Annotated in this window: 9 protein-coding genes and 2 pseudogenes; 5 read left to right on the top strand and 6 right to left on the bottom strand. The window is 69.2% G+C overall.

Translation table 11 applies throughout. The features are described from left to right. On the top strand, positions 1 to 293 hold a 293-nt coding region (locus tag WA944_RS08690; RefSeq protein WP_526646740.1), incomplete at its 5' end, for a M24 family metallopeptidase. 6 nt (positions 294 to 299) lie between these two features. Here WA944_RS08690 and WA944_RS08685 read toward each other — a convergent pair. Beyond that, on the bottom strand, positions 300 to 725 hold the full coding sequence (locus WA944_RS08685; protein WP_526646738.1) for a F420-dependent biliverdin reductase: 426 nt from the start codon (positions 723 to 725) through the stop codon (positions 300 to 302). A 35-nt stretch (positions 726 to 760) separates the two neighbouring features. Between WA944_RS08685 and WA944_RS08680 the strand changes: the two genes are divergently transcribed. Together WA944_RS08680 and cbiE are read left to right on the top strand one after the other, a co-directional pair. Then, positions 761 to 1,543: an SDR family NAD(P)-dependent oxidoreductase gene (locus tag WA944_RS08680; RefSeq protein ID WP_526646736.1), complete on the top strand. Its 783-nt coding sequence runs from the start codon at positions 761 to 763 to the stop codon at positions 1,541 to 1,543. Between the two features lie 28 nt (positions 1,544 to 1,571). Beyond that, positions 1,572 to 2,762: a precorrin-6y C5,15-methyltransferase (decarboxylating) subunit CbiE gene (gene cbiE / locus WA944_RS08675; protein ID WP_526375971.1), complete on the top strand. Its 1,191-nt coding sequence runs from the start codon at positions 1,572 to 1,574 to the stop codon at positions 2,760 to 2,762. Here cbiE and WA944_RS08670 read toward each other — a convergent pair. From WA944_RS08670 to cobG, 5 genes and pseudogenes are all read right to left on the bottom strand, one after another. After that, positions 2,740 to 3,736, bottom strand: a pseudogene (locus WA944_RS08670) (phosphotransferase family protein). The gene cbiE and the pseudogene WA944_RS08670 sit on opposite strands and share 23 nt — an antisense overlap. Next, on the bottom strand, positions 3,655 to 4,341 hold the full coding sequence (locus tag WA944_RS08665) for a TetR/AcrR family transcriptional regulator (protein WP_526609770.1): 687 nt from the start codon (positions 4,339 to 4,341) through the stop codon (positions 3,655 to 3,657). The pseudogene WA944_RS08670 and the gene WA944_RS08665 overlap by 82 nt, the downstream one beginning before the upstream one ends. A gap of 42 nt (positions 4,342 to 4,383) precedes the next feature. Continuing rightward, positions 4,384 to 5,877, bottom strand: a complete 1,494-nt coding sequence (locus WA944_RS08660) for a precorrin-2 C(20)-methyltransferase (RefSeq protein WP_526375975.1) — start codon at positions 5,875 to 5,877, stop codon at positions 4,384 to 4,386. Continuing rightward, positions 5,874 to 6,500, bottom strand: a complete 627-nt coding sequence (locus WA944_RS08655; protein ID WP_526609768.1) for a precorrin-8X methylmutase — start codon at positions 6,498 to 6,500, stop codon at positions 5,874 to 5,876. The genes WA944_RS08660 and WA944_RS08655 overlap by 4 nt, the downstream gene beginning before the upstream one ends. Before the next feature lie 9 nt (positions 6,501 to 6,509). After that, a complete protein-coding gene (gene cobG, locus WA944_RS08650; RefSeq protein ID WP_526375493.1) occupies positions 6,510 to 7,637 on the bottom strand; it encodes a precorrin-3B synthase in 1,128 nt (375 codons plus the stop codon). Positions 7,638 to 8,000: 363 nt separating this feature from the next. Here cobG and cobN point away from each other — a divergent pair, with 363 nt between their 5' ends. Beyond that, positions 8,001 to 11,624 carry a cobaltochelatase subunit CobN gene (gene cobN / locus WA944_RS08645; protein WP_526609767.1) on the top strand — a complete coding sequence of 1,208 codons (3,624 nt, stop codon included), beginning with the start codon at positions 8,001 to 8,003 and terminating at the stop codon, positions 11,622 to 11,624. Positions 11,625 to 11,657: 33 nt separating this feature from the next. Then, positions 11,658 to 12,150: pseudogene (locus WA944_RS08640) on the top strand (HNH endonuclease); the annotation flags it as partial.

Genomic DNA, 12,150 nt, shown 5'->3' with positions numbered 1-12,150 from the left:
CCGCCGAGCAGATCGACGCCGCAGCCCGCGACGTGCTGGCCGCGGAGGGGATGGCGGAGGCGTTTGTGCACCGGACCGGGCACGGCATCGGCTTGTCGGTGCACGAGGAGCCCTACATCGTGGCGGGCAATTCGCTGCCGCTACAGGAGGGGATGGCGTTCTCGGTCGAGCCGGGCGTCTACTTCCCGGGGCAGTGGGGGGCGCGCATCGAGGACATCGTGATCGTCACGTCCGACGGGGCGCTGTCGGTGAACAACCGCCCGCACGAGCTGGTCGTGGTGCCGGTGTCCTGACCGGGCTCAGTGGTCGCCGCGGTCCAGCAGGGTCGAGGATCCCAGCACCCGTTCCACCCGTACTTCGATCACCACACGCTTCGGGTTCGGACGGGGCGTCCGATAGCGCTGGGCGTAGCGCAGTTCGGCGTCGCGGACGGCGTCGATCTCGGTCTGCACCGTGGCCTTGCCCTCCAGGGACAGCCAGCGGGCGCCGTCGACCTGGCTGAGTACAGCCACGCCGCGCTGCTCGGCGTTGACCGCCTTCTGCGAGCCGCCCGAGGTGATGACACGTGCGATGTGCGTCTTGGGATCGAACGTGAACCCGACCGCCACCACGTGTGGGGACTGGTCCGACCGCAACGTCGTCAGCATCGCCAGGTGACGTTCGGTCAGAAACGCCAGCGCATCGTTGGTCAGCCGAGTGGTTGCCTTGCGGCCTGATGTAGCCATCGGTGACCACGCTAGCGCAGGACATAATCACTTACGTGAAGGACACGTCCGGGGGGCTGCTCGTCGTCTTCGGTGGCCGCAGCGAGATCGGCGTCGAGGTGGCGCGCCGGCTGGCTCCGGGTGCCATCGTGGTGCTCGCCGCCCGCCGTCCCGATGATCTCGACGCGCCGACCGCGCTGCTCCGCCAGGCCGGCGCCGCCGCCGTGCACACCGTGGAGTTCGACGCCGACGACCTCGGGTCACACCGCGGGGTGGTCGACGGGATCGTCGCCGGGTACGGCCCCATCGGCACCGCGGTGCTGGCGTTCGGCATCCTCGGTGATCAAGCCCGCGCCGAGAAGGACGCCGGGCACGCGGCGGCCATCGCGCACACCGACTACGTGGCACAGGTCAGCCTGTTGACGGTGCTGGCGGACACGATGCGGTCGGCAGGCCGCGGCACTCTCGTCGATGAGCCGCTTGCGCGAAGAGCAGCCATCGTCGTGTTCTCCTCGGTCGCCGGGGTCCGGGTGCGCCGGGCGAACTACGTATACGGGTCGGCCAAGGCCGGTCTGGACGGGTTCTGCAGCGGTCTGTCCGACGCGCTGCACGGCTCCGGGGTGCGGTTGCTGCTGGTGCGGCCCGGCTTCGTCGTCGGGCGGATGACGCAGGGTATGGAGCCCGCGCCGTTCTCCAGCACCCCGGAGCAGGTGGCGGAGGCGACGGTGCGTGCGCTGGGCAGAGGCCGGCGCACGGTGTGGGTGCCGTGGATACTCAAGCCGGTGTTCACCGGGATGAGGATGCTGCCGCAGTGGATGTGGCGCAGGTTGCGGCGATGAGCGCTCGCGCGAAGAGCAGAGGACGGCGGTGATCGTCGTGGTCGGCATCGGCGCCGACGGCATGTCCGGGCTGGCTCCCGGGTCGCGCGCCGAACTGGCCAGGGCGACGGTGGTCCACGGTTCGCCGCGCCAGCTCGACCTGCTCGATGGCACCGTGTCGGCGCTCAGGCGGCCGTGGCCGTCGCCGATGCTGCCCGCGCTGCGCACGCTGCTCGATGACGCCGACGGCGACGTCCATGTGGTGGCCAGCGGTGATCCGCTGCTGCACGGTGTCGGGAGCACGTTGATCCGGGAGTTCGGCGCCGACCGGGTCGCGGTCCTCCCTCATGTGTCATCGGTGACGCTGGCGTGCTCGCGCGTCGGATGGTCGGTGCAGGACACCGAGGTGATCAGCCTGGTGACCGCGGAACCGTCCCGCGCGGCGCGGCGCGGCGGGCAGGCCGTCGTGTTGTCCCGCGACCGGTCGAGCCCCGCGGCGCTGGCGGCGCTGCTGACCGACTCCGGGCGCGGCGACTCGGAGCTCACCGTGCTCGAGCAGCTCGGCGGTCCGAGGGAACTGCGACGTTCGTCGACGGCACGAGAGTGGGCGAGCCGGCCGCCGGGTGACGTGGACGACCTCAACGTGATGGCCGTGAAGTACCTGCCCGACGATCGCCGGTGCGCGACGCTGCCCGACGATGTGTTCGCCCACGACGGGCAGCTGACCAAGCAGGCCATGCGCGCGGTCACGCTGGCGGTGTTGGCGCCACGTCCAGGGGAGTTGCTGTGGGACGTCGGGGCCGGTTCGGGCAGCATCGCGATCGAATGGTGCCGCAGCGGGCCGGGTTGTCGTGCGATCGCCTTCGAACGCGATGAGGTGCGCCGTTCGCGTATCACCGTCAACGCCGGCGCTTTCGGTGTGCCCGTCGGCACGTCGGCCGGTGCGCCGGAGTCGTTCGGCTCCGCTGAGCTGCCCGCAGCGATCTTCGTCGGCGGCGGCGTCAGTCAGCCCGGGCTCATAGACGCGTGCTGGGCGAAGCTCCCGGGCGGTGGCCGCCTTGTCGCCAATTCGGTGACCGTGGAGTCCGAAGCGGTTCTGGCGCAGTGGTTTTCCCGTGCCGGCGGCGAGCTGCGACGTTTCCAGCACTACCGCGGCGAACCGGTGGGCTCGTTCACCGGCTGGCGGCCGGCGATGCCGGTGACCCAGTGGTCGGTGATCAAGCCGTCTGATAGGACCTGATCAGCTCGATGGCGCCGAGCTCACGGATGGCGCGACATCCGCGGTGCAGCATTGTCAGGATCATCTCGTCACCGCGCTCGGTGGAGGCGGAGAATGCGTACCCCAAAGTGGTGAGCAGCGGCGCCTGCAGCACCCCGAGACGGTAGTCGTTCCAGCAGGTTTCGCCGTCGTAGTCGGTGACGCCGTAGCCGAGCAGCGCCGTGTGGTACCGCTCGACCAGGTCGCGCTCGACGGTCGGCCGGACCTCGGGCAGCAGGCTCGTCGCGGTGAAGTACGCCAGGTCGCGGACTGGCGGGCCGAGCCCGACGGTCTGCCAGTCGACGACGGTGACGCGGGTCCGGTCCGGATCGAACAGCAGGTTGTCGAGCCGGTAGTCGCCGTGCATCAGCGAGAAGCGGTCCGGCTCGGCGAGCAGCCACGGGGTCACCAGGTTCATCGCGGTGGTCAGCGTGGCGCGATCTTCGTCGCTGACCGATCCGCCGAGTTTGTCCAGAGTGATGTCGGCGGCCATGACCGCGACGTCGCGGAGTCCCTTGGCGGCCTCCGCATCACCGGGCTTGGGCATGACGATCGACGGCAGCTCGAACCAGCGTCGATCCCCCCAACTCGGACCGTGCAGACCGGCGAGCGCCTCGACGGCCAGCGTCGCCTCGGCGTGGCTGCAGCCGGCGATCTGGTCACCTTGCACAGCGGGGGCCATGTCGCGCCCACCGCAGCACAAAATCGGTTCCGTCGGAGGAGATCTCGCTGTGGAAGCAACCCGGTACCGGGATCGCCACGTTCGTGGTGATCGCCGAGTAGAACTCGACCTCGGAGACGTATCCGAGCGCCACGTGTTCGCGGACGGCGTCATCCTGGGCGGGGAGCTTGACCGCGAAATTGCGGGGGATGGTCACGATGTGGCTCTCTTCTGTTCTGCGGAATTCCGCGCCTGCCCCGTCACGTCGACGTGGCCGTAGATCGTGCGCAACCAGATGGCCTCGGCGCCCTCGCTGAGCTCTTGACGGGTGAGCGTGCCGCCGATCGTGTAGCGCTCGAGCAGTCGGTCGTTGAACTCCAGCAGCATGGCGGCGAGGATCTCTGCCGGCGGGCCGTCGGGCGCACGTCCACCGTCACGTTCGGAGGTGATCATCGCTGCGACTGCGGGCACAAAGGATTCGCGGACGTCGTCCCACACCTGGCGGATGGCCGGGTTGGTGGTCCTGGCTTCCAGCATCGCCTGCAACAGGTAGCGATGGTGCTCGACGGTGTCGAGCAGCGCCTCCACCATGGCGCGGATACGCCATCGGGGTGGCTCTGAGGTGCCGGTCAGGATGTCGCTGGCGACGAAGCCGTCGTCGTACATCGGTTCCAGCAGCGCGGCCACGGCAGCGGCCTTGTTCTCGAAGTAGAAGTAGAACGCCGAGCGGGTGACCCCGGCGCGCTTGGTGACGGCGGCGATGTTGACGCCGTCGAAGCCGAACTCGCGGAGGTGATGGTCCAGCGACTCGAGGATCGCGCTGCGGCGCAGGTCGCTCTTCTGTGGCTGGCGCCGGTCGGTCGGCGACCGTACCGGTAATCCGCGCTGCACGCGCGACATTAACCCGCAGTTCTGACGACTGTCAACGATGTGCGACGGGCGTCAAATATGCGGGTAGTAGCGCGGCGTGAACACTCGGTCGACGCCACCGTCGCCCGCGGAGTACCACTGCGTCTGTGAGGAACCGATGATGAGCAGACACCTCATGTCGATGTCGGCCTGATCGAGGTCGGCCAACCGCACCACCTTGACTGTTTCGTCCGGGCCCGCGACGTCGCGGCCGATGACCACCGGTGTTCCGGGGTCGCGGTGCTCGAGCAGCAGGTCCCGCATCGCGGCGACCTGCCAGTCACGGGTCTTGGACGCCGGGTTGTAGATGGCCAGCACCATGTCGGCGGTGGCCGCCGCGGTGAGACGTGCCGCGATGACATTCCACGGCTTGAGTCGGTCGGACAGCGAGATGACCGCGTAGTCATGGCCCAGTGGTGCGCCGACCCGGCTGGCCACGGCCTGGGCGGCCGTCATCGCCGGGATCACCCGCACCGTGACGTCAGGCCACTGCTTGGCTTCTTCGAGCACCGCGGTGGCCATCGCGAAGACCCCGGGATCCCCGGAAGACACGACGACGACCGCACGGCCCTGCTCGGCCAACTCGCACGCCAGGCGAGCGCGCGCGGGTTCGTCGGTGTTGTCGCTGGGATGCCTGCGCTGGCCCTCGCGGACCCCGATGCGGTCCAGGTAGGGGCCGTAGCCGATCAGGTCCGTGGCGGTGGCCAGCTCGTGGCGGCTCTGCGGCGTCGTCCACTCGACGTCGCCGGGCCCAAGCCCGACCACCGCGACGCTCCCGGTGGCCTCGGTGGCGTTCTGGCGGCCGGCGAGCATCGCGAGCGCGAAGTACGGGACCGAAGCGTCGTCGACCTCGTCGGCCGGCAGCACGCGTTGCCGCTCGGTGCTGGCACGCTCGACGTAGTGGGCTTCGTCCAGCCGCCCGGCAGCTGAAAGTGCTTTGCGCACAGCTGGATACGAGCGCCCGAGCTTGAGGATGACGGCAGCGTCGGTGTCGCTGAGCCGACGTTGGAGTTCGTCGGCGGGCAGCGTCCCGGGCAGGATGGTCAGCACCTGGTCACCCTGGACCAGGGGAGTGGCAATTGCCGCCGATGCCGCGCTGACCGACGTCACGCCCGGCACGATCACCGCGTCGAACCGCTCGGTGAGGCGGGTGTGCATGTGCATGTAGGAGCTGTAGAACAACGGGTCGCCCTCTGCCAGCAGGGCGACGTCGCGGCCCGCCGTCAGGTGCGCGGCGATGCGCTCGGCGGCTTCGCGGTAGAAGTCCTCCATCGCGCCCGCGTAACCGCCGGGATGGTCCGACGTCTCGGTGGTCACCGGGTAGACGAGGTGTTCCTCGATCTGGCCGGCACGGAGGTAGGGCTCGGCGATGGACCGGGCGATGCTGCGCCCGTGCCGCGCACTGTGGTAGGCGACGACGTCAGCGGACCCGATGACCCTGGCTGCCTTGACGGTCACCAGTTCCGGATCGCCCGGTCCGAGACCGACACCCCACAGGGTCCCCTGGGATGCGCTGCGGCTGCTCATTCGGCCTCGGCCGCAATCGCATTGACGGCGGCGGCGGCCATCGCGCTGCCACCGCGGCGGCCCGTGACCACCAGATAGGACATGCCTCGCGGCCCGTCGATCAGCTCCTGCTTCGACTGCGCCGAGCCGACGAAGCCGACCGGGCCGCCGAGCACCGCCGCCGGGACGGGGGCGCGGTCGTCGAGGAGCTCGAGGAGCCGGAACAGTGCAGTGGGCGCGTTCCCGATCGCGAGCACGGCGTTGTCGAGGCGGTCGGCCCACAGGTCGACCCCGGCTGCCGAGCGGGTGGTGCCGAGTCGGGCGGCCAGCTGCGGCGCCCTGGGGTCGGCGACCAGCGACACCACCTCGTTGTCCGCCGGGAGCCGCGACCGGGTGATCCCGGCCGCGACCATCGAGGAGTCACACAGGATCGGGGCGCCGTCTGCCAGCGCGCTGTGTGCCCGGGTGACGACATCGGGGGTGAACGCAACATGCTCGGCCACGTCGACCTGGCCACAGGTGTGGATCAACCGGACGACCGCCCGCGCGACGTCGCCGGGGAACCGGGTCAGGTCCGCCTCGTCGCGGATCATCGCGAACGACTGTCGATAGATCTCACCGGCGTCGCGGATGTAGTCGAGCACCCGCTCACCCTACGGGTGGGTGCTGCGCGGCCGGTAGCCGTCTCCGGTCGCGATCAGGACCTCACCGTGGCCCGGGTTGCCGCACGCGCGTTCACAGCCGACGAAGTGGCGGTGCACCCCGGCGGCTGCCACCTGGTCGAGTGCGGCCGCCGTGGCGTCGGCACGGACGTCGGCCACGGAGCGCTCGCAACCGGGGCTGCCCGTGCACGCCGACAGCGACAGCCACGGCGACTTCTCGTCGAACACCAGCCCTTCGGGAGCGAGCACCCGAAGCGCGACGTCGGCGACGCCCGCGTCGAGGTCGAACAGCAGCACCGAACGCCACGGAGTGATCGCCATCGGCGCGTCGACCGCTGCGAGGTAACGCACCACGTCGGCGTCGAGCACTCCGAGTGGTGCCGCGGCCCCCAACGTGACCCGTCCGTCGTCCTGCTCGATCCAGCCGACAGGCGGCCGGGTGGTGGCCGGCCATGTCGTTCCGGGTGGTGCTGTCGGAGTCAGGTCCGCCAGCATCGCCAGCGGGTCGTCGAGTTCGGCTACCCGCCAGCACTTTCCGCGGATGTCGGTGAACACCCTGGCGGTGGCGATCAGCCCGCGGACGGCGTCGGCGAGGGCCAGTCGCACTCCGGTGTCGCTTCCGGCGAGCAGAAGTGCCCCGGTGGAGTCGTCGAGGACGTGGATGCCCGCATCGGCTCCGAGGCCGGAGACATCGCCCCGGCCGTCGTCGATCCCGAACAGGAATCGTCCCGGCAGGTCGCTCAGCACCGGATCCTGCTGCACCGCTGTGTCCAGTGCGACGACGAGTCCACGGACGTCACAGATGCCTCCGCGGCGACCCGACAGTGGCGAGGCGACGATGTTGCGGACCCGCTCATGGGTCGGTGAGGGCAGCAGGCCCGCATCGGCGAACAGTCCGGCGACGGCGCCGACATCGCGAACCCCCCGGATCTGCAGATTGCCCCGTGAGGTGAGTTCCACGGTCGAGGAGCCGAAGTCGATTGCGGCCTGCGCCACCGCCTCCATCTGGGAGGCGGCTATCATCCCGCCCGGCAACCGGATCCGCGCCAGTTCCCCATCGGCCGCACTGTGGGTCTGCAGTGCGCCAGGGCAGGCGTCGACGTCGCGGGCCCTGTCCATCCGTCCACAGTACCCAGCCGCCTGGCCACGGATAACGACGTCGATACCGACCGAATGCGATGGCGGTCACATTTCGGACGCGGTGGTTCCGTGCCGCACACGTGGACCATTCTCGCTGTTACCGGCGGTACCGTTCGCTTACTGAACCCGTGTCAAACAACGGGCTTCGTGAAAGGACTGACGATGCTTGCGACGATCCTCTCTGCGGCGGTCATATTCCTGCTCGTGGCGGCCATCGGCATGCCGTACAAGCAGACCTGGTACGGCCGCTGGAACCCGCACCGCTGAGTAGCGGGCGGTCAGCCCAGCGGCGATCGCCGTCATGGTCACCGCCGTCAGGTTGGCCGTCTCGCCCTGTGGGCCATGCGGTACGAATGGAGCGTGGCTCACTTGCCCCCGGAGGGCCGTTCCCCCCATACGATCCTGTTGCTGTCGACCTCGGACACCGACCTCATCGCCGCGCGAGCCTCCGGGGCGGCCTACCGGTGGGCCAACCCGTCGCGACTCGTCGACGGTGAGATCGAGGAGTTGCTCGCCGAAGCCCAGGCGGTGGTGGTCCGGATCCTCGGCGGGTACCGCGCCTGGGAAGACGGCATCGATCAGGTCGTTGCAGCAGGCATTCCCGCAGTGGTGATCAGCGGGGAGCAGGCGCCCGACGCCGACCTGATGAGCCATTCCACGGTGCCGGCCGGGGTCGCGCTGGAGACCCATGTGTACTTCGCACAGGGCGGCATCGAGAACATGGTGAACCTGCATTCGTTCCTGTCCGACACCGTGTTGATGACCGGTGTGGGGTTCGAGCCTCCGGTGCACACCCCGACGTGGGGCGTGCTGGAATGCCCTGCCGGCCACACGGCCAGCGGTGACGGCCCGACCGTCGCGGTGCTCTTCTACCGGGCGCAGTACCTGGCCGGCAACACCGAGTACATCGGCTCGCTGTGCCATGCGATCCATGCTGCCGGCGGCCGTCCGCTCGCGATCTACTGCGCGTCGCTGCGCACCCCGGAACCGGAACTGCTCGAACTTCTCGGCACCGCCGACGCGCTGATCACCACGGTGTTGGCGGCCGGGGGAGCGACTCCCGCCACGGTCGGTGCAGGGGGCACCGACGACCAGTGGAACGTCGCACACCTCGCGGCGCTCGACGTACCCATCCTGCAGGGGCTGTGCCTGACGTCGTCGCGGAAAGACTGGCATGCCAATGACGACGGGATGAGCCCGCTCGACGTTGCCACCCAGGTGGCCGTACCGGAGTTCGACGGTCGCATCATCACGGTCCCTTTCTCGTTCAAGGAGATCGACGACGAGGGCTTGATCTCCTACGTTCCCGACCCGGAGCGCTGCGCCCGGGTCGCGGGGCTCGCGGTCCGGCATGCCCGGCTGCGTCGCATCACCCCCGCCGACAAGCGGGTGGCGATGGTCTTCTCCGCCTACCCGACCAAGCATGCGCGCATCGGCAACGCCGTCGGATTGGACACGCCCGCAAGCGCGGTCGCGTTGCTGCGTGCCATGCGGGAGGCCGGCTACGACATCGGTGAGGTGCCCGGCGTCGAAGCCGAAGATGGTGATGCGCTGGTGCATGCGTTGATCGAGCGCGGTGGACAGGATCAGAACTGGCTGACCGAGGGTCAGCTGGTGGGCAATCCGATCAGGTTGTCCGCCAAGGAATATCGCGAGTGGTTCGCCACGCTGCCGGCCGAGCTGACCGAGGCGATGGTCGAGCACTGGGGTTCGCCCCCGGGTGAGCTGTTCGTCGACCGCAGCCGCGACCCCGACGGTGAGATCGTCATCGCGGCGATGCTGTCAGGCAACGTCGTCATTCTCGTGCAACCCCCGCGCGGTTTCGGCGAGAACCCCGTTGCGATCTACCACGACCCGGATCTACCGCCCAGCCACCACTACCTCGCTGCATACCGCTGGCTGGACAAGGGTTTCGGCGCCGACGCCGTCGTGCACCTCGGCAAGCACGGCAACCTCGAGTGGCTGCCCGGCAAGACCCTGGGCATGTCTGCGGCGTGCGGATCCGATGCCGCCCTCGGCGATCTTCCGCTGATCTACCCGTTCCTGGTCAACGATCCCGGCGAGGGCACCCAGGCCAAGCGCCGCGCGCACGCAGTCCTCGTGGACCACCTGATCCCGCCGATGGCCCGCGCCGAAAGCTACGGCGACATCGCCCGGCTCGAGCAGCTGCTCGACGAGCACTCCAACATCTCGACGCTCGACCCGTCGAAGCTGCCCGCGATCCGTCAGCAGATCTGGACGCTGATGCGGGCCGCCAAGATGGATCACGACCTGGGACTGGAGGATCGCCCCGACGAGGACGTGTTCGACGACATGCTGTTGCACGTCGACGGCTGGCTGTGCGAGATCAAGGACGTCCAGATCCGCGACGGCCTGCACATCCTCGGGCAGGCGCCCGAGGATTCCGTCGAACTGGACCTGGTGCTCGCGATCCTGCGTGCCCGGCAGCTGTTCGGCGGTGAGCAGTCGGTGCCCGGCCTGCGTCAGGCGCTGGGGCTCGCCGAGGACGGCTCGGAAATCCGGGCCGCGGTGGACCTCGCCGAAGAGCAGGCGCGTGGCCTGGTGGCCGCCCTGCAGGAAACGGGCTGGGATTCCTCGACCGTGGGGCAGATCACCGACAACCCCGACGTGGCCGCCGTGCTGCGCTTTGCGGCCGAGGAGGTCGTACCCCGGTTGCGTCAGACCGACGGTGAGATCGCCCAGATCCTGCGGGCGCTGGAGGGCCGCTTCATCGAGGCGGGGCCGTCGGGTTCGCCTCTGCGCGGCCTGGTCAACGTTCTTCCCACCGGGCGCAACTTCTACTCCGTCGACCCCAAAGCGGTGCCGTCCCGTCTGGCGTGGGAAACCGGTGTGGCGCTGGCGGACTCGCTACTCGAGCGGTACCACGCCGACCACGGGCAGTGGCCACAGTCGGTCGGGCTCTCGGTGTGGGGCACGTCGGCGATGCGTACCTCGGGTGATGACATCGCCGAAGTCCTTGCGTTGCTCGGTGTTCGGCCGGTGTGGGACGAAGCTTCGCGTCGTGTCGTGGATCTCGAGGCCATCTCGCTGGCCGAGCTCGGTCGGCCGCGCATCGACGTCACCGTGCGCATCTCGGGCTTCTTCCGCGACGCCTTCCCGCACGTGGTCACGATGCTCGACGACGCCGTCTCGCTGGTTTCGGGCCTCGACGAGCCTGCCGAGCAGAACTACGTCCGCGCCCACAGCCAGGTTGATCTCGCCGAGCACGGCGACCAGCGACGGGCCACGACGAGGATTTTCGGTTCCAAGCCCGGCACCTACGGGGCTGGTCTGCTGCAGCTCATGGACAGCCGCAACTGGCGCGACGACGCCGACCTCGCGCAGGTGTACACCGCGTGGGGTGGTTTCGCCTATGGCCGCGGGCTCGACGGCGCCCCCGCCACCGATGACATGAACCGGGCATACCGCCGGATCGCGGTGGCCGCCAAGAACACCGATACCCGAGAACATGACATCGCCGATTCCGACGACTACTTCCAGTACCACGGCGGCATGATCGCCACGGTGCGGGCGCTGACGGGCAAGGACCCGGCCGCCTACATCGGGGACAACACCCGTCCGGAGTCGGTGCGCACCCGCACCCTGTCGGAGGAGACCACGCGGGTTTTCCGTGCTCGGGTGGTGAACCCACGTTGGATGAACGCGATGCGGCGGCACGGATACAAGGGCGCATTCGAGATGGCTGCCACCGTCGACTACCTCTTCGGTTACGACGCCACCGCCGGGGTGATGGCTGACTGGATGTACGAGCGGCTGGCCGGCGAGTATGTGCTGGACCCGGAGAACCGCAAGTTCATGGACGAATCGAATCCCTGGGCGCTGCACGGCATGGCCGAGCGGTTGCTCGAGGCCGCCAACCGGGGGATGTGGGCTGAGCCTGATGCGGCAACCATCGACGGTTTGCGGCAGGTCCTGCTGGAGACCGAAGGGGACCTCGAAGGCTGAGCTTGTGTCGGGGGGGTGGTTTAGTCTGGGTGTGTGTTCGAAAGTGTGTTCGACATCGATCCGGGGGCGGGTGAGGCTGAGCTGCGGGCGCAGGTCGAGTCGCTGGAGACGCTGAAGAGCGTGGCGGCGGCGGCGCAGGCGCGGGTGACGGCGTTGTGGGCGGCTAAACGCCGCGCCGCCGAACAAGCCGCTGGAGTGCCGGCCCGCAAACGTGGGAAGGGGTTGGCCTCGGAGGTGGCGTTGGCCCGCCGGGAGTCCCCGACGTGCGGGAACCGCCATCTCGGATTCGCCCAGGCGGTGGTGCACGAGATGCCCCACACCCTGGCCGCGCTGGAAAGCGGGATCCTCTCGGAGTGGCGGGCCACCCTGATCGTCAAACACTCCGCCTGCCTGCCGCTCGAGCATCGCCGCGCGTTGGATGCCGAACTGTGCGCCGACGTCTCGCGTCTGGTCGGCTGGGGTAACGCCCGGGTCGAGGCCGAGGCGAAGAAGATCGCCGCCCGCCTCGACGCTGCGGCAGTGGTGG

This window comes from Mycobacterium sp. (genome assembly GCF_049683355.1).
In the GTDB taxonomy this organism is placed as follows: Bacteria; Actinomycetota; Actinomycetes; order Mycobacteriales; family Mycobacteriaceae; genus Mycobacterium.
Note: the sequence above shows the minus strand (reverse complement) of the source record. Positions and strands in the feature narration are given on the sequence as shown.